This window comes from Pseudomonas sp. DL (assembly GCF_047199225.1).
GTDB classification, from domain to species: Bacteria; Pseudomonadota; Gammaproteobacteria; order Pseudomonadales; family Pseudomonadaceae; genus Pseudomonas; species Pseudomonas aeruginosa.
In genome coordinates this window covers 4,348,081-4,364,725 of sequence record NZ_CP178323.1, presented here as the reverse complement: position 1 = coordinate 4,364,725, position 16,645 = coordinate 4,348,081, and the positions used below count along the sequence as shown (strand labels likewise).

17 protein-coding genes are annotated in these 16,645 nt (G+C 67.1%); 5 read left to right on the top strand and 12 right to left on the bottom strand.

What is annotated here, in order from left to right:
* Positions 1-149: 149 nt before the first annotated feature.
* The gene (gene roeA / locus ACI766_RS20235; protein WP_003082226.1) at positions 150-1,346 is read right to left on the bottom strand and encodes a diguanylate cyclase RoeA; all 1,197 of its coding nucleotides are present in this window, start codon (positions 1,344-1,346) and stop codon (positions 150-152) included.
* Positions 1,347-1,462: 116 nt separating this feature from the next.
* Positions 1,463-2,620, bottom strand: a complete 1,158-nt coding sequence (locus ACI766_RS20230) for a multidrug effflux MFS transporter (RefSeq protein WP_003145490.1) — start codon at positions 2,618-2,620, stop codon at positions 1,463-1,465.
* A gap of 89 nt (positions 2,621-2,709) precedes the next feature.
* Between ACI766_RS20230 and ACI766_RS20225 the strand changes: the two genes are divergently transcribed.
* Positions 2,710-3,489: an AraC family transcriptional regulator gene (locus ACI766_RS20225; RefSeq protein ID WP_003145488.1), complete on the top strand. Its 780-nt coding sequence runs from the start codon at positions 2,710-2,712 to the stop codon at positions 3,487-3,489.
* 4 nt (positions 3,490-3,493) lie between these two features.
* On the opposite strand, the gene ACI766_RS20220 is transcribed toward ACI766_RS20225, so the two are convergent.
* Positions 3,494-4,204, bottom strand: coding sequence for an rRNA pseudouridine synthase (locus tag ACI766_RS20220; protein WP_003086466.1), 711 nt, complete (start codon positions 4,202-4,204; stop codon positions 3,494-3,496).
* 112 nt (positions 4,205-4,316) lie between these two features.
* Between ACI766_RS20220 and hcuA the strand changes: the two genes are divergently transcribed.
* Together hcuA and hcuB are read left to right on the top strand one after the other, a co-directional pair.
* Positions 4,317-4,940: a hydrophobic compound transporter HcuA gene (gene hcuA / locus ACI766_RS20215; protein ID WP_003082239.1), complete on the top strand. Its 624-nt coding sequence runs from the start codon at positions 4,317-4,319 to the stop codon at positions 4,938-4,940.
* A 92-nt stretch (positions 4,941-5,032) separates the two neighbouring features.
* Entirely contained in the window at positions 5,033-6,181 is a 1,149-nt protein-coding gene (gene hcuB / locus ACI766_RS20210) for a hydrophobic compound transporter HcuB (protein ID WP_003112500.1), read from the top strand.
* A 3-nt stretch (positions 6,182-6,184) separates the two neighbouring features.
* On the opposite strand, the gene ACI766_RS20205 is transcribed toward hcuB, so the two are convergent.
* Positions 6,185-6,406, bottom strand: a complete 222-nt coding sequence (locus ACI766_RS20205; RefSeq protein WP_003082243.1) for a VF530 family DNA-binding protein — start codon at positions 6,404-6,406, stop codon at positions 6,185-6,187.
* A gap of 100 nt (positions 6,407-6,506) precedes the next feature.
* On the bottom strand, positions 6,507-6,698 hold the full coding sequence (locus tag ACI766_RS20200; protein WP_003109112.1) for a hypothetical protein: 192 nt from the start codon (positions 6,696-6,698) through the stop codon (positions 6,507-6,509).
* Positions 6,699-7,170: 472 nt separating this feature from the next.
* Here ACI766_RS20200 and hcuC point away from each other — a divergent pair, with 472 nt between their 5' ends.
* A complete protein-coding gene (hcuC, locus tag ACI766_RS20195; protein WP_087823771.1) occupies positions 7,171-8,937 on the top strand; it encodes a hydrophobic compound transporter HcuC in 1,767 nt (588 codons plus the stop codon).
* Between the two features lie 2 nt (positions 8,938-8,939).
* On the opposite strand, the gene ACI766_RS20190 is transcribed toward hcuC, so the two are convergent.
* Both ACI766_RS20190 and ACI766_RS20185 read right to left on the bottom strand, forming a co-directional pair.
* Entirely contained in the window at positions 8,940-9,275 is a 336-nt protein-coding gene (locus ACI766_RS20190) for a lysozyme inhibitor LprI family protein (protein ID WP_003082246.1), read from the bottom strand.
* Positions 9,276-9,378: 103 nt separating this feature from the next.
* Positions 9,379-11,703, bottom strand: coding sequence for an LTA synthase family protein (locus ACI766_RS20185; protein ID WP_003082248.1), 2,325 nt, complete (start codon positions 11,701-11,703; stop codon positions 9,379-9,381).
* Between the two features lie 254 nt (positions 11,704-11,957).
* Here ACI766_RS20185 and ACI766_RS20180 point away from each other — a divergent pair, with 254 nt between their 5' ends.
* Complete coding sequence (locus tag ACI766_RS20180; protein ID WP_003082250.1) at positions 11,958-12,797, top strand: S1 RNA-binding domain-containing protein; 840 nt, start codon at positions 11,958-11,960, stop codon at positions 12,795-12,797.
* Between the two features lie 9 nt (positions 12,798-12,806).
* On the opposite strand, the gene ACI766_RS20175 is transcribed toward ACI766_RS20180, so the two are convergent.
* The 5 genes from ACI766_RS20175 to yfiR form a co-directional block, all read right to left on the bottom strand.
* Complete coding sequence (locus ACI766_RS20175; protein WP_003082252.1) at positions 12,807-13,181, bottom strand: hypothetical protein; 375 nt, start codon at positions 13,179-13,181, stop codon at positions 12,807-12,809.
* Positions 13,182-13,287: 106 nt separating this feature from the next.
* Positions 13,288-13,842, bottom strand: coding sequence for a magnesium transporter (locus tag ACI766_RS20170; RefSeq protein WP_023087676.1), 555 nt, complete (start codon positions 13,840-13,842; stop codon positions 13,288-13,290).
* A gap of 274 nt (positions 13,843-14,116) precedes the next feature.
* Complete coding sequence (locus tag ACI766_RS20165; protein ID WP_003082254.1) at positions 14,117-14,623, bottom strand: OmpA family protein; 507 nt, start codon at positions 14,621-14,623, stop codon at positions 14,117-14,119.
* Entirely contained in the window at positions 14,595-15,902 is a 1,308-nt protein-coding gene (gene tpbB, locus ACI766_RS20160; RefSeq protein WP_003082256.1) for a diguanylate cyclase TpbB, read from the bottom strand. The genes ACI766_RS20165 and tpbB overlap by 29 nt, the downstream gene beginning before the upstream one ends.
* Positions 15,902-16,474: a diguanylate cyclase inhibitor YfiR gene (yfiR, locus tag ACI766_RS20155; RefSeq protein ID WP_003082257.1), complete on the bottom strand. Its 573-nt coding sequence runs from the start codon at positions 16,472-16,474 to the stop codon at positions 15,902-15,904. The genes tpbB and yfiR overlap by 1 nt, the downstream gene beginning before the upstream one ends.
* Positions 16,475-16,645: the final 171 nt, after the last annotated feature.

The window sequence follows — 16,645 nt, the reverse complement described above, 5'->3', positions numbered from 1 at the left end:
CGACGCCAACGGCAAGGCCGCGGCATGGGGCCGGGCGAGGTCGGGCAGGTCGGAAGGGCAGGAAGAGCGGCGAGCTAGAGCGCCACGGACCATCTTAACCAAGGTTCGGGCGGCTGACCGACCGCTCGTCAGGGCCGGCCGATCAATTGTTACCGCAGGCTTTCCGCGAGGCTGGCCAGGCGAATCACTTCCACCCGGTTGCGACCGCTGCTCTTGGCCCGGTAGAGAGCCTGGTCGGCGGCGCTGTAGAGCTGCTCGTAGCTGGCCTGGCCGCCTCCGTCGAGGCTGGCCACGCCGAAGCTGGCGGTCAGGCAGAGCACGCCGTCCTGCGTCGCCAGCGGGGTACCTTCGAGGCGTTCGCGGAGTTTTTCCGCAAGGCTGCGAGCCTGCTGCTCGGCGGTGTCGGGCAGGAGCAGGAGGAATTCTTCCCCGCCCAGGCGCGCCACGCTGTCGCTGCTACGGGTATTGCCGCGCAGCAGGTTGGCGGCATGGCGGATGACCTCGTCGCCGAAGGGGTGCCCATAGCGGTCGTTGATGTACTTGAAGTGATCCAGGTCGACCATCAGCAGGCTCAGCGGCTGCGGTTGGCGAGCGATGCGCGCGAGCTCCATGAGCACCAACTGGTCGAACTCGCGACGATTGAACAGGCCGGTCAGGGGGTCGTGACCGGCCAGGTACTCCAACTGGCGATTCTTCTCCTCCAGCTCCTGCCGCTGCAACTCCAGCTTGCGTTGCTGGCGCAGGTTGCGCACGTGGCCGTGCCAGAGGATCAGCGACAGCAGCAGGCCGAGGCCGAACGCGGTGAGGCCGTTGGCCTGGTTCGACAGGCGCAGTTGCGGGTCGGCCTGGGCGTGGTCCATCGCCACCTCGAAGGCCAGCATCGCCAGACCGTAGAAGGGCACCGCGTAGGCCGGGCGGATCAGGATGAACATGGCGCAGGCGAAACAGGCCAGCAGCAGCGGCGTGATGTTGCTGGTGATGCGCTGGTCGATGCAGGCGATGGCGACGCCGAAGCCTATGATCCCTGCGCCGCCCAGCAGGATCAGCAGGCGCATGCGCCACAGCTTGGGCGGCTGGCGGCGCAGCCATAGCGCGAGCAGGCCGATGCCGCCGAAGAGCAGGGCCATGGCGCCATGGGCGTACATGATTTCCTGGCGCCAGAGCTGATGGCCGAGGTCCGGGCGGAAGTCCTTCAGGGAAAACACCAGGATGTGGATCAGGTTGAAGGGGACGGTCAGCAGCGCGAGGTGGGTCAGACGCGAGAGATTCTCCAGGGCGATGGGAAGGGCCAGGGACGAATTCACCTCGATGGCGTGCTGGATCGATTCGAGCGTCGTTCTGGCCACGTTCTGCGGGTCCGCATGGGCGCTGTGCCATCACAGCATAGCAGCGTCGCGACGGCCGCCCTATCCGGCTTTCCGGGCCGGTCGTCCGGTTTGCACGGGCGTACCTGGCGCCGCTTTCATTCCGGCAGCCGCCTGGCCAGCAGCAGTGCGACCAGGCCCAGCAGGCTCCAGTACGCGGCCAGCGGCCAGGGACGGTCGAACGGTAGCAGGGTGGACGCGCCCAGTCCGAGGCCGATCAGCAGGTAGTAGGCGAGCCCGAACAGGGCTCCGGCGCGTCCCCGGCAATCGTCGTAGGCGTGCAGCGCCGGACCCAGCAGGTTGGGAATCGCCACGCCGAAGCCGATGAAGATCGGCAGGGCTGGCAGCGCCCAGTACAGGCCTTCGGCGTATCCGACGGCGGCCAACAGCGTCTGCGCTGTCGCGCCGGCGGCCGCCAGCGCTAGGCCCAGGCGTACCCGGCGAGCGCTGTTCCAGGTGCGCGGCAGGCGTCGGTTGAGCAAGGCGCCGAGGCTCCCGGCAAGGGCGATGGCCAGGCCGATCCAGCCGAAGCCCAGGCCGGGCAGGTCGCCGACCATGAACGGCCCGGCGGCGTAGAAGGAGAACACCAGCACATTGAGCACCGCCACCAGCAGTGCGCGCGTTTGTAGCGGGCGGTCGGCCAGGACCCGTCGGAAGATCGCCAGGGTCGCGGGCTCGGGCGTGCCCGCCAGCAGCGGACGGGTTTCCGGCCAGGCCGGGACGACCAGCGCCGCCAGCGAGGCGAGCAGCACCGCCAGGGTGGCGAACACCGCCGGGTGCCCGCCGAGGTCGGCCAGCCACTGGCCGCCGAGGGGGCCGACTGCCGGCGACCAGGCCAGCACCGCGCCGAGCGTGACGAAATAGCTCATCAACGCCGGGCCTTGCAGCACATCGCGCAGGCTGGCCTGCACCGTCACCGAGCAGGTCGCCAGGCCGAGGCCCTGGACCAGGCGACAGGCAAGCAGGTAGGAATAGTCGGTACTGGCCCAGGCACTGAAGGTCGCCAGGGCCGCCAGGCCGAGCCCGCCGAGCAGAGCCGGGCGCCGGCCGAGGCGGTCGGCCAGCCAGCCCCAGAGCCAGATGCCGGGGGCGAAACCGACGAAGAACAGCGCCATGGTCCACTGGCTGGTAGCGTCGTCCAGTCGCCAGTGGCTGGCCAGGGCCGGCAGCGCGGGGGAAAGGATGGTTTCGGCGACTTGCGGCAGGGCTAGCAGGGCGAGCACCAGCAGCAGGGGAGGGCGAGGACGGTCAGGCATGATGGCTCCGGAAAAAAGAGCCAAGCCTAGGCCGCCTGCGCCTGGCAGAATGCTGCGGTCAGGACGGAAAACATCGCGAAGAGGACAAGGTGCCGCGCTATCCCTACGAACGGGTCGAGGATCCCGATTTCGCCCGCTGCCCGGTGGTCGGCCTCGAGGTCGACAGCACCGGCCACCGCAGCGACTGGCATTGCCACCGGCGCGCGCAGTTGCTGTACATGGCGGCCGGTAGCGTCACGCTGTATTTCGCCGAGCGCATTTGCCAATTGACGCCGCTCCAGGCCGCCTGGCTGCCGGCCGGCGTGCCGCATCGCACGGTCCTGCACGGCCGCTTCGCCTACCGTAGCCTGTACTTCGAACCCTCGGCGTTCGCCGAGCTGCCGGACAGCGTCCAGGTCCTCGAAGTCGGGCCGCTAATGCGCGAACTGATCCTGCGCATGACCGGCTGGGCAGCCGACTTGCAATTGGAAGGGCCGCACCTGACGCTGTTGCGCGCACTGTTCGATGAACTGGCGAGCGCGCCGGCACACGCCGCGAGCCTGCCGATGCCGCGCGATGCGCGGGCGCTGAAGGTGGCCGAGGCGCTGCTGGCGCAACCCGCGCTGGACTGGAGCATCGAGGCATGGGGACGTGAGGTCGGCGCCAGCGGGCGGACCCTGGCGCGTCTGTTCACCGAGCAGACCGGCCTGGGTTTCTCCCGCTGGCGAACCCAGGCGCGCTTGTTCGAAGCGCGGAGGCGCCTGGCCGAAGGCCGCTCGGTGACCGAGGTCGCCCACGCCCTGGGCTACGCCAGCGACAGCGCGTTCATCGCCATGTACCGGCGGGTCTGCGGGCAGTCGCCGGGGCGCGCCCTGCGTGGCCTCGAATGAGCGCTCAGAAGCGTTCGTGGAGGCCGAGGTAGCGCCATTCGCCGAGCGGTAGCCTGGCCAGCGACAGCGCGCCGATGCGCAGGCGGCGGATGCTCCGCACTTCCAGCCCCTCGCTTTCGCACATGAAGCGCAACTGGCCGGGCAGCACGTCTTTGAGGGCGAAGCGCAGGTGGCTTTCGTTCTGCCAACTGACCTTGCACGGCGATAGCCTGCGGCCCTGGTAGGCGAGGCCGTGGCGCAGGCGCTCGAGGCCGCCGGCGGCCAGGTCGCCGGCGACCTCGACCAGGTATTCCTGCTCCAGCCGTGCACCGTCGTCCACCAGCTTGCGCAGTACGCCGTGCTGCTGGCTGAACACCACCAGCCCCGAAGCCTCGCTGTCCAGCGCAAGGGTGGGACGCTGGCGGGCGAAGTGTTTTTTCAGCGCTCGCAAGGGACTGGGGTCATCGCTCCAGCGCCGCCCCGCAGCGAGCAGGCCTTCGAAATCGTCGTGGCGCCAGCCGGCCGGCTTGTGCAACAGCAGGGTGGCCGGTTCGATCGTTTCCGCGCGGGCGCCCGGCAGCAGCTCCACGCGCTGGTCGAGCACCTTGAACTGTGGCTCCTCGATCACTTCGCCGTCGACGCTGACCCAGCCGCCCTCGATGTACAGCTCGGCTTCGCGGCGCGAGCAGGCGGTGAGTTCGGCGAGGCGTTTGGACAGGCGGATCGGGTCGGTCATGGCGAGGCTACTGGAATGAAAGACCGCCAGTTTACTCGTTGTGGCGATGGGCGCCGAGGAATGATTCGGCGCCCGCTCGGTCCCAACTTAAGGAACCGGAGAGGAGACCCTCATGCAGTCACGCCTGATCGATGGCCTGGAATGGGACCTGGACGAGGATGGCAGCGGCGGCCTGTGCAACGTCCATGGCGACAAGGTCCATCTGCGCCAGGGCGACATGGACGGCGCCTGCGGGCCCTACTGCCTGGTCATGGCGATGCTGGTCCGCGGCCAACTGCGCCGGCGCCAGGCCAAGGGCCTGGAGCGGGTCGACAGTCGCAGTCGCTACGGGCGCCTGATGAAGGCGCTGGACCAGCACGGCCCGCTGCTGCGCGTCGGCACCACCGGCGTCGACCTGCTGGAGCTGCTGGCCGAGATCAACGATACCGAGCATTTCGCCCTCAAGGGCGAGGGGCGCAGGTTGGTCCGGCACACCCGCGAATACCTGGAGGCCGGCTTTCCGGTAGTGCTCGGTTTCCACGGCCGCAAGGGCAGCGATATCCGCCACTGGGGCCTGGCCATCGGCATGAGCGAGCGCGCCTTCCTGCTCCTCGACCCGGCCCACGACCTGCCGCGCGGGCAGGCCTGGAACGCGGTGATCACCAGCGAGGCGCATGGTTCCCGGTTCGGCTATCGCTATATCAATGCCAAGGGCACCTGGGCGGTGACTCTCAAGGAAATGGTCGCCTTGCTTTGAGGGGCGGGTTTGTTACAGCCCGTGTGCGGACCGCCAGGCGCGGCGGATCTGCGACTAGAGTGGTGTTTTTCGCTTGGGGAAGGAGAGAACGCATGCCGGGCCTGTCTTTGAATGCCATCCTGCTGAGCGCCGTCGCGCTGCTCGCTCCGTCGGTCGAGGCGGTGGACGCCGGTCGCCACGACAGCGAGCTGGGCGCCGTCGAGGTCACCCCGGTGGTTGGCGGTCTGGCCTATCCCTGGGCCGTCGCCTTCCTGCCGGACAACCAGGGCATATTGGTCACCGAGCGGCCCGGCAGCTTGCGTTTCGTCAGTCCCGAGGGACAGTTGTCGGCGCCGCTGGAAGGCGTACCCAGGGTCTTCGCCAGCGGCCAGGGGGGACTGCTCGACGTCGCCTTGTCGCCGGGGTTCGCCGAGGACCGGCTGGTCTACCTGACCTATGCCGAGGCCGGCGAGGACGGCCGCGCCGGAACGGCGGCGGGACGTGGCCGGTTATCGGCGGACAAGCGACGGCTGGAGGGCTTCCACGTGATCTTCCGGCAGTTGCCGAAGCTTTCCAGCGGCCATCACTTCGGCTCGCGCCTGGTCTTCGACGGCAAGGGCCACCTGTTCATCGCCCTCGGCGAGAACAACCAGCGCAGCACCTCGCAGGACCTGGACAAGTTGCAGGGCAAGATCGTCCGCCTGTATCCGGACGGCGGCGTTCCCAAGGACAATCCCTTCGTCGGCCGTGCCGACGCGCGGCCGGAGATCTGGAGCTATGGCCACCGCAACCAGCAGGGCGCCGCGCTGAATCCCTGGACCGGCCGGCTCTGGACCCACGAGCACGGCCCGCGCGGCGGCGACGAGATCAACATACCCCAGGCCGGCGGGAACTACGGCTGGCCGCTGGCGACCCATGGAATCAACTACACCCTGCTGCCGATCCCCGAAGCCAGGGGCAAGGCCGTCGAAGGTACCGAGGCGCCGCACCATGTCTGGGAGAAGTCGCCGGCGATCAGCGGCATGGCGTTCTACGATGCGCAGCGCTTCCCGGCCTGGCAGCATAATTTGTTCATCGGCGCGCTGGCGACGCAGGAACTGATCCGCCTGCAACTGGATGGCGACCGGATCGTCCACGAAGAGCGCCTGCTGGGCGATCTCGGGGTGCGCATCCGCGACGTGCGGCAGGGCCCGGACGGCTATCTCTACCTGCTCACCGACCAGAAGGACGGGCAATTGCTGCGCCTGGGGTTGGCGCGCTAGCCTTCAGCCTTGGTTGCGCTTGAGCTGGACGTAGAGCGCCTCGACCTTTTCCCGGGCCCAGGGCGTCTTGCGCAGGAAGGCGAGGCTGGACTTGATGCTCGGGTCGTTCCTGAAACAACGAATGTCGACCCGTTTGCCAAGCTCCGCCCAGCCGTGGTGGGCGACCAGTTCGGTGAGCAGTTTTTCCAGGGTGACGCCGTGCAGTGGATCGGGATGGCCAGGCATGAAGGGCTCGGGATTCAGGCAATGAAAAAGGGGATGGAGCGTGGCACATCTGCGTGCCGGCCTGCCATCCCCTTCGTAGTCCCCGGCGAGGGGCGGGCGTTCAGCGCTTCTTGCTGATGGTGATCTGCCGCGACGGGCCGTAGACCTGGCCGCTGACGCCCTTGGCGATCTTCTGGATCTCGCCGCCGGCCTGGAGGAAGGCGGCGACCTGCGCTTCGATGGACTCGCGGGTTTCGACCGCGGGAGCCGGCTTGGCGGCTTTCGGCGCGACGGTTTTCTTCATGATGGCCATATCCGGGGACCTGTCTCTGCATTAAATATGGCCGTTCATTATAACCGAAGCGGCGTTTTATTTCATCTTGAATATTGTCGATCAGATTTCGGACGTAACCTGCTGTTTTCTATAAAGTCCGTTAGGCAATACCCGAGCGAGGCGCTGCGGCATTGGCGATCCGGCGGTGAACTGCTCGAGGTCTCCGCGGCTGGATGTTCCGCCGACCCCGGGCGACGCAGGATACCGCCAGGTGGATAACTCCCTTCGCGCATCCCGGCATGAATTCCAATGTTTGCATTAGTTGATGCGAGAAAGTTCTCCGGGCCTCTATCTCACCTATATCGAGAATAATGAAAAGTTCACGATTAGTTATCGGCTAAGTTGCCCGGATATATACGTCGATATCATCGCGCTGCCGGCCGGGGCATGCATCGCCTCGCTGCGTTCCCGGTGCTAACCTGCGGAACCCCAGCCGCCGAGCGAGCGCCGCATGCCAGCCATTCTCTCCTCCCGCCAACGTATCGCCCTGCGCCTGGCCTGGCGCTTCATGGCGCCTTACCGCTGGCGCATGCTCGGGGCCCTGGTGGCGTTGCTGTTCACCGCAGCGATCACCCTGTCCCTGGGCCAGGGCATCCGCCTGCTGGTGGACCAGGGGTTCCTCACCGCCTCGCCCGAATTGCTCAATCGCTACATCCTGCTGTTCTTCGTGCTGGTGCTCGGCCTGGCCGTGGGCACCTTCGTGCGCTTCTACCTGGTGTCCTGGATCGGCGAGCGCTTCGTCGCCGATATCCGCAAGCGCGTGTTCGACCACCTGATCGAGTTGCATCCCGGTTTCTACGAAACCAACCGTAGCTCCGAGATCCAGTCGCGCCTGACCGCCGACACTACGCTGCTGCAGACGGTGATCGGTTCCTCGCTGTCGATGGCCCTGCGCAATGCCCTGATGCTGGTCGGCGGGGTGCTGCTGATGTTCGTCACCAACGCCAAGCTGACCAGCATCGTGGTGCTGGCGTTGCCGCTGGTGATCGCCCCGATCCTGCTGTTCGGCCGCCGCGTGCGCAGCCTGTCGCGGGAAAGCCAGGACCGGGTGGCCGACGTCGGCAGCTACGTCGGTGAAACCCTCGGTCAGATCAAGACCGTGCAGGCCTACAACCACCAGGCGCAGGATCGCCAGCGCTTCGCCGGCACCGTCGAACGCGCCTTCGACACCGCGCGCAAGCGCATCGCCCAGCGCGCCTGGCTGATCACCGTGGTGATCGTGCTGGTGCTCGGCGCGGTCGGCGTCATGCTCTGGGTCGGCGGCCGCGACGTGATCGCCGGCAGCATCTCGGCCGGCGAACTGGCCGCGTTCGTCTTCTACAGCCTGATCGTCGGCATGGCCTTCGGCACCCTCAGCGAGGTGATCGGCGAATTGCAGCGCGCCGCCGGCGCCGCAGAGCGCATCGCCGAGCTGCTCAGGGCGCGCAGCGAGATCCGCCCGCCAGCGCAACCACGCAAGCTGGCGGCACGGGTGAGCGGGAGGATCGAATTGCAGGCGGTGCGCTTCGCCTATCCGACCCGTCTCGAACACTGGGCCATCGACGACATCAGCCTGGCCGTCGAACCGGGGGAAACCCTGGCCCTGGTCGGACCTTCCGGCGCCGGCAAGTCGACCCTGTTCGATCTGCTCCTGCGTTTCTTCGATCCGCAGCAGGGACGGCTGCTGCTGGACGGGCAGCCGATCGTCGAACTGGACCCGGCCGACTTGCGCCGCAGCTTTGCCCTGGTGTCGCAGAACCCCGCGCTGTTCTTTGGCAGCGTCGAGGAAAACATCCGCTACGGCCGTCCGCATGCCAGCGCCGCCGAGGTCGAGGCCGCAGCGCGTGCCGCGCATGCCCACGAGTTCATCCTGGGTCTGCCGCAGGGCTACGCCACCCACCTGGGCGAGGGCGGCATCGGCCTGTCCGGCGGCCAGCGCCAGCGCCTGGCGATCGCCCGGGCGTTGCTGGTAGACGCGCCGGTGCTGCTGCTCGACGAGGCGACCAGCGCCCTGGATGCGGAAAGCGAGCACCTGATCCAGCAGGCCCTGCCAGGCCTGATGAGCGGACGTACCACCCTGGTGATCGCCCATCGCCTGGCCACGGTACAGAGCGCCGACCGCATCGCGGTGATCGACCAGGGGCGGCTGGTGGCCATTGGTAGCCATGCCCGGCTGATCGCCGAGAACCCGCTCTATGCGCGCCTGGCGGAACTGCAGTTCGCTGCCGGCGGACGCTAGCTTCAGAGCGGCTTGTCGATGCCCGCGTACTGCTTGTCCAGCTCGTCGATACGCTGCGCGTAGGCGCGGGAGAGGCAGTCGGTGTCGCCACCGCAGCGCCGGCGCTGGCGCAGCCAGTCCTGCTGCCGGTCCTGCATGGCGCCGCGGCCGCCCATGGCGAACAGGCCGCGGAGGAAGTGGTACTTGACGCTCATCTCGACGTCCTTGTCGTTCAGCGCCCGGTTCGCGCAGATGGCCTTTTCGTCCGCTCGCTCAGCCTTTTCGCAATCGAAGCTGGCCGCTTCGGCCAGGGGCGCCAGCAGGAGTCCGCCGAGGGCGAGGAATGCCAGGTGCTTCATGCCGTTCTCCGTTTCGCCTGGTTGCTTGCGAATCTTCGACGCCCGCGACGGCGCTGGGTTCAGCGGGGAGCGCGCGGCGGCCGGGCGGGCCGCTCCGGCGCGGTCAGTGCGAAAGGATCAGGGCCTTCTGCTCGGGGATGACGGTGCGCTCCCGAGGGGCGTCCGCGCGTTCCGCTTCCTCGGTTTCGGGGCGGTTGGCGAACAGGCTTTTCAGGGTGCTCAGCAGCGGCTGTTCCTTCGCCGCTTCGGCGACCTGGCTGCGGCTTTCCACGGGTTCCGGGTTGGCCGCCGTGACCACGTGGAAGTCGCTGATCTCGATGATCCCGCGGCCCTCGGCGAGCAAGTGGAAGGAGAAGGCCTTGCGCGCTTCCGGGTTGTCGAAGGTGAAGCTCATGTCCAGCGGCTTGCCTTTGAGCAGGCGCGGGATGTCCGGTACCGGTATGGGAACGTCGCGTTCGAACTCCTTGGTCTTCAGCGTCACCCGGGCGCCGTTGCGGTCCATCTGCAAGGCGCGGATCTTCAGGGTGACCGTGGTCCTGCTGTTCTTCGGCATCTCCAGGTATTGCGCGCCGATCAGGTTGTCGGTCCAGTCGTTGTGGGTTTCCGGCTTCAGGCGGATGCGTTCGTGGGTGGCGAACTGGAACTCCTGGCCCAACTGGCCGGCCTGTTGCACGGAGTGGTCGAGGACGGCGGCGCGCTGGCTGACCAGGCGTGCCTGGCGACCGCTGAAGCGACCGAGGAACTCGGCTTCGTCGGCGATGAAGCCCTCGCTGCGGTAGCGCCGGCAGACCTGCTGGAAATCGCATTCGACGAAGGTGTCCTTGCCGTCGTGGTGGCGCAGCATGCCGTTGGTGTAGGACATCATTTCGCGGCCGCTGGCGTAGTCGCGGAACAGCGAGCGCCCGGAAATCCCCGCCGGCACGCGGTAGCCGAAATAGTCGAGGACGGACGCGGCGAGGTCGACGTGGCCGTAGACGCCGCTCTTGATCGGCGGCAGCGCCGCCTGTTCCGGTGCCAGTACCAGGTTGAAGCCCCAGGCCGAGGCGAGGCGCACCTGGTCGACACCGTGGGATTCGTCGGAAGTGAGCACCACCAGGGTGTCGCGCAACACGCCCTGTTTCTCCAGGTCGGCGAGGAAGGCGTCGATCGCGTCGTCGAGATAGGCCACCGCGGCCTGCTTGGCGCTCGGGTAGCGGGCCAGGTAGTCGGCAGGCGCCGAGTAGGGCTGGTGGGTGCCGACGGTGAGCAGGGTCAGCATCCAGGGTTTCTTCTGCTGGCGCAGCTGCTTCACGTAGGTCGCGGCGCCCTCGAAGAAGGCCTTGTCGTCCATGCCCCAGGGAAACTCCAGGTAGGACGTGTTGCGGAACCAGTCGCGCCCGAGGGTCTTGTCGAAGCCCATCTGCGGCATGACCTTGTCCTTGGCCATGAAGCGCAGGCCGGCACCCTGCAGGAAGTGCGTGCTGAAACCGTGCTGGCGCAGCTGGGCGGGCAAGCACTCCCTGGCCCGGGCCGGGTTGTTGAGCAGCTCGACGCCCTTCGGCGTGCCCGAGTCGAGCTTGCTGTAGTCGCCGCAGAGCATGGCGTAGAGGCCGCGGATGGTCTGGTGGCTGTGCAGCACGTAGTCCGGGGTGGTCATCGCCCGTTCGGCCCAGCCACTCAGTCTGGGCATCGGCGCTTCGTGGTAGCTGCTGTTGATGGCGGCGCGGTTGGCGGCGATATACGCGCCGGGGATTCCCTCCATGGCCACGATCAGGACGTTGCGCGCGCGCCCTCCGCCGGCCAGCAGCGGCGTTCCGGAAAGGTCGAGCTGGTTGAGCCCGGCGACGTCCGGCGGGGTGTCCGGACGGTCGTCGGCGAGCCAGTCTTCGACCGCCAGTTGGCCACTGCTGAGCGCGCTGGCCAGCAGCTTGTGCGGCAGGTTGTACTGCTGCCATTGGTCGGCGTCGCTCGGACGCAGGTATTGCAGGCCGACATGCGCCGCCAGGAACGCCGCCGGCAGCGCGTAGGCATAGCGCGGCAGGCGCGGACCGCGGCGACGCCAGAGCAGCACGCAAAGCAATGTCGCGCCACCGAGGCCGAGCGCCAGTGGCAGGTGGGCGAGGCCGCCGCCCTGGGTGGAGCTGCTGACGAACTGCGGATCCAGCAGGTACTTGAGGTCGGAAGGTTCCGGCATGCGCCCGACCGCGCCGACCAGTTCGGCATTGCCGATCAGGAACAGGCACCAGAGCAGCATGACCGGGAGCGCGAACCACAGGGAGCGTCGATGCAGGAGCAGCACCAGCAGGCTGCCGAGGGCCAGGTCCGAGAGATAGCCGAACGGCGTCGACCAGCCGAGCCAGTAGCGGCCGGCGAGGGGAACGACCAGGAACAGCGCGGCCAGCGCCAGAAGCGAGCCGCAAGATGAGAGCCAACGGCTGAGTGGACGCACAGGAACTCCTGATGAGCGGCAGCGAGAATCCTTGATAAGGATGTTCCAAAAAAGTCTTTAGGGTTCACGATTTTGAAACATCGTTGTGCTTACTGCCAGTAGACAGTCGGCATTTGGGAAATGTCCGCGTGGTTCAGGATGTTTCGGCGCGAATGGCCGGCAAGGCGATGAGCGGCGTCGGCGTACCGGCAAAAACTTCCGCCCGCATGCGTGGCGCCCGGTAGAATGCCGCCCCTTCGACAGGGGGAGACAACATGGCGGTCATCGGGCGTTTCAATTCACTGCAGGTGGTCAAGCACACGGAGTTCGGGCTCTATCTCGACGGTACCCAGCACGGCGAGATCCTCCTGCCCAAGCGCTATGTGCCGAAGGACCAGCCCAGCGAAGTGGGCGACTGGCTCAACGTGTTCATCTACCTGGACAGCGACGACCGCCTGATCGCCACCACTCAGACGCCCAAGGTCCAGGTCGGCGGTTTCGCCAGCCTGAAGGTCGTGGAGATCAACCGGATCGGCCTGTTCCTCGACTGGGGCCTGCCCAAGGACCTGCTGCTGCCGCATTCGGAAGAGAAGCGTCCGTTGCAGGTCGGCGACTACTGCGTGGTCTACGTCTACCTGGACAAGCGCACCAACCGCATCACCGCCACCGCACGCCTGGACCGCCAGCTGGACAACCTGCCGCCGCGCTACAGCGTCGGCCAGGCGGTCGACCTGCTGGTGGTGGAGCGTACCGAGATGGGCTTCAAGGCGATCATCGAGGGCAAGCACTGGGGCCTGATCCACAAGAACGAGGCGTTCAAGTTCCTCCGCAGCGGCATGCGCGAACAGGGCTACATCAAGGAATTGCGCGCGGACGGCAAGATCGCCCTGAGCCTGCAGCCGGTCGGCGCCGAGGCCGCCGTCGAGCTGAGCCAGCAGATTCTCGCCCGGCTGCTGGAGGCCGGCGGCAGCCTGCCGCTCAGCGACAAGAGTTCGCCGGAAGATATCCACCGGCTCTTCGGGGTCAGCAAGGGGACCTTCAAGAAGGCCATCGGCGGCCTCTACAAGAAAGGCCTGATCCTGATCCACCCGGAACGCATCGAACTGCCGCGCTGAGGTTTCCGCTCAGGGCTGGAGGAACGGGGCGAAGTCCAGGCCAGCGCCGCCGGGGCGGACGTCGCGCAGGCGCTTGCCGGGGTCCGCGCTCAGCTCCAGGCTGAGGGTCGGCCGGCGGGCGTTCTTGTCGCGCAGTTCCAGGCTGTCCTGCTGCTGGCGAAGGAAACCGGTGGGCACCTTCAGGTGCTCCACTGCATCGCCGGCCGGGTTCGCCAGCAGCAGGTTGAGGAACTTGCCGGCCTTCAGTTGGCTGAGCGGAATATCGAACCACCAGACGTTCTTGCTCTTGTTGAAGCGGGCGAGCAGGGTGTTGCCGGCATCCAGCACGGACATGCCCAAGGCCTGGTTGAGCTGTGCGATGGCTGCCGCTTTATCGAGTTTCATGGAGTTTCCTGACGGGCCGCGCCGGCCGGGATGGCGGGCGGGTAGCCGGATATTCTAGCAGCCGGAGGGACGCCGCAGGACCTGCGCGGTGCGCAGGCCCCGCCGCTCAGACCATCCGCCGGAACTGCCGCCAGCGTTGCTGCCAGCCCAGCAGCAGCGGAGAGACCGCGGGGCCGGTGCCGGCGTCCTGCAGGCGCGGGTGGTGGCTGACCACGTTGACCAGGATCGGCTCCTGGGCGTTCTTCACATCGACGAAGAACAGGTGCTGCCCCTGGTGCAGGCGTTCTTCGAAGGGGCGGAAGGCGCGGTTGGTGCGCTGCAGGCCGAAGAAGCTGCCTTCCCACAGGCAGAACGCGCAGAGCACGGCGCCGAGGAAGATCACCGGAATCCAGCCGGCGGCGGTTTCCGTCCAGCCGCTGGCATAGGCGAAGGCCACGGCGACGATGGCCAGGACGAGGCCGACCAGCAGGCCGACACGGCCGGAGCGGACCACATCCTTCTTCATGAACGGAGAGACTTCGTGCAGATGGCGCTGGCCGGTCTTCGCGTCCTTTTCGCTGAGGACGTGGATCTGCTCGGTGGCGATGCCGCTGGCTTCCAGTTCGGCTTCGAGCCGTTCCAGCTCGTCGAGGTTGTCGCTGATGTAGTAATGCCGGTTCATGGCATGCCTCCCATCGTCTGACGGCCTGTTCCTTGGGCGAACAGGCAAAGGTCGATACCCCCTGTCGGTGAATCCCGGAGCACCCGCAAGCGGCAGGTCGGCCGGGATTGTCGGTTTCTTGCGCAGCATTCAGTCTAGCATCCGCGGCAGCGGCGGCCGGTACGCCGGTCTGCTGGCTTCTTCCTTCAACATAGGCCGGAAGCGGGGTAGTGGCGGGGCCGGGCGATGGACGGGCCAGGTACGGGTGGGCCGTACGCAGCCCGCGAGCGCAGGATTACTCGGCGGGAACGATGATGGCGACGCGGCGGTTCTCGCTGCGGCCGGCGCGGGTCTTGTTATCGGCCACCGGCTTGCTCATGCCAAGGCCGCGGACCTCGATGTTGGCCGCCGGCATGCCGGCTTCGCGGAATACCGCGGCCACCGACTCGGCGCGCCGTTCGGAGAGCTTTTGATTGTAGCCTTCGTCGCCGTAGTTGTCGGTGTGGCCTTCCAGGCGGACCTTGTCGATGTCTACCGCGAGCAGGGCGCGGGCGATCTTGGTCAGGGTGTTGCGGCTGTCGGGATTGAGACGGTCTAGATTGTTGCCGAACAGCACCTTGCTCGACATGCCGAACTCCCAGCCTTCGTCGCGGAGTTCGAAGCCCTGCTCCTGGAGCACGGCGATCTGCTCGGCGCTCAGGCCGGTCTGCGGCGGCTTGGTCTGGCAACCGGCCAGGCCCAGCACAAGGCTGAACAGGGCGAGGGCAAGCAATCTACTTGGGTGGAGCCTCTGGGGTAGCACTGTCTATCTCCTTTTCTTCCTGAAGGATGCGGGGGTCGTTGAGTTCCGCCAGGCGCCGGCTGCCGCGGGCCTGGCGCTTGGCGATGTACATCGCCATGTCGGCGTCGTGGAGCAGCGCCGCCGGGGTATCCGCATGCTCGGGATAGAGGGCGATGCCGATGGTCAGCGAGGTACTCACCGTGCTGCCGTCGCTGAGCCGGATCGGCGCCTGCATGCTGGCGATGATGTTGTCGGCGATGCGCAGGGCGTCGGCGCCGGACGCCAGCGGTGCGAGCAGGACGGCGAATTCGTCGCCGCCCAGGCGCGCCACCAGGTCGCTTTCGCGCAACTGCCCACGGATGCGCATGGCGATGTTGACCAGCACGGTGTCGCCGGCGGCATGGCCGAGGCGGTCGTTGATCTCCTTGAAGCGGTCGCTGTCGATGAACAGCACCGCCAATTGCTCGCGATGCTCGTTGGCATCGCGCAGCGCCCGGCTCAGGCGGCCTTCGAAGAAGGCGCGGTTGGGCAGGCTGGTCAGGCTGTCGTGGTGGGCCTGGTGCGCCAGCGAGGCGTTCTCGTCCTGCAGGCGCGCCTGCCAGGATTCGAGTTCGTCGAGCAGGGCGTTGAAGTCCTCGCCCAGTTGGCTCAGCTCGGCGATGCCGGCTTCCGGTACGCGCTTCTCGAAATCCCGTTCGCGGCGCACGGTATGCGCGACCTTCGCCAGTTGGTCGAGCGGGCCGACGATACCGCGTACCAGCCGCCGCGACAGGTAGAAGGCGCCCAGGGCGGTAAGCAGCAGGCACAGGACCATGCCGGCGAAACCGGTGAGCAGGAAGCGCAGCAGGCTGCCGCCGGAGCCCTTCACCTCCACCGAACCGATCTTCTGGCCGTCGTGCAGGATCGGTTGTTCGGTCGGCGCGCTGAGCAGCCAGTGCGCCAGTTGCTGTTCCAGCAGGTGCAGCGGCCCGGTGCTTTCCCGATGCCAACTGGCCAGGGTCTGTCCCTGGCGGTCGTAGACGATGGCGCTGGAGACCTCTTCGCTGGAGGCGATCAGCGCCAGGGACTCCTCGGCGGCCTGGGCATCGCCGAAGACCACCGCGGCTTCGACGGTATAGCTGATGGAACGGGCGATCAGTTGCTGGTTGGGGTCGGCATAGGCGCGCAGGGTCAGCAGGCCGACCAGGGTCACCGCCAGCCCGGCGGTGAATACCGCGACCAGCGCCACGCCCAGGTGCGCGCGATAGAGCACCCGGCGCAGCGATGGATTGGAACCCGTATAGCGACGACGACGGTTCATCACGGAGTGGCCTGCCGCCTTGCCAGTTTCAATACGCTCGGGTGCACGCGTACGCCGCTGCGGGCGATGGAGTCGAGATTGGCCTCGAAGGTGATGCGCGGGCCGCCGACGTTGAGGCAGAACATGCTGCCGACGCTGCATTCGGTGCCACGCTCGCTGATGGACAGGACCGGATGCCCGGCCAGGCTGCGGAACACCTGCTGGCGCTCGCGCTCGTCGACCACTCCGAGGTAGATCACGTTGCAGAGCGTGCCGAGGTCCGGGTTGTCCACCGCGCGGCGTTCCGCATGCACGCGCCTGCCATTGGCCTGCACCATGCCGCGGAGCAGGCCGTCGGCGTACTCGGTCGGTCCGACCACGCAGAGTTGCAGGACCGCCGGCTCCTTCGGCCAGCGCACGTAGCTGAATATGCCCAGCAGAACCTGGCTGACCGCATTGCTGCGTTGCTCGACCGACGTCCGTGCGTCGTCCGCCCACAGGCCTCCGCCGCCCAGGCAGGAAACCGCCAGGACCAGGCAGGCCAGGGTGCGCCTGTAGAGGTCGAGGGGCTGCAAGGTGGGCAACGAAGGCAAAAAGGTTTCCTCCAGGAAAACGTAGCGGGGTGGCACGACTGGCCAGTGTAGTCGGTGTGCGGCGAATATTACCGGATGTGCCGGGAAAGAAAGCCGTTCGGTGTCAAATCAATGGCGCAATTGCCGGAGATGGAAGCGCTTTGCGTCTTGTCCTGTCTGGTTTTCTGGCTG